Origin of the sequence: Tritonibacter sp. SIMBA_163 (assembly GCF_046535935.1) — a bacterium.
In the GTDB taxonomy this organism is placed as follows: Bacteria; Pseudomonadota; Alphaproteobacteria; order Rhodobacterales; family Rhodobacteraceae; genus Epibacterium; species Epibacterium scottomollicae.
The window spans coordinates 1-361 of record NZ_JAWJBP010000177.1; the positions used below are offsets into that span (position 1 = coordinate 1).

Below are 361 nucleotides of genomic sequence, written 5' to 3' on the forward strand. Positions count from 1 at the left end.
AACAGAATGGACAGCTTTTGGTAGATAGCAGAGAAGTGGCTGAGATGACTGGAAAGAGACATAATCATCTAGTGAGGGATATTAATGGGTATATCAACGTTTTAAGTCAAAACCCAAATTTGGGGGCTGACCAATTCTTCATTGAAAGTTCTTATGAATCAGGAACAGGAAAACCTTATAAATGTTTCTTCCTTACTCGTAAAGGCTGCGATATGGTTGCTAACAAAATGACTGGAACAAAAGGTTTATTGTTCACAGCTCAAATTTGAATCATGCTCAAGTACCAAAATGGTACTCGTATTACCATCATTTCAAATAAGGGTATTCATTCATCGCAGATGACGAGCTATGTTAAACATAG

General features: G+C 36.8%; 1 protein-coding gene. It reads left to right on the forward strand.

Annotated elements, in window-relative coordinates; all coding sequences use genetic code 11:
• A partial coding sequence (locus R0J92_RS21970) for a Rha family transcriptional regulator (RefSeq protein WP_411053207.1) occupies positions 1–269 on the forward strand: 269 nt, incomplete at its 5' end.
• Positions 270–361 lie beyond the last annotated feature (92 nt).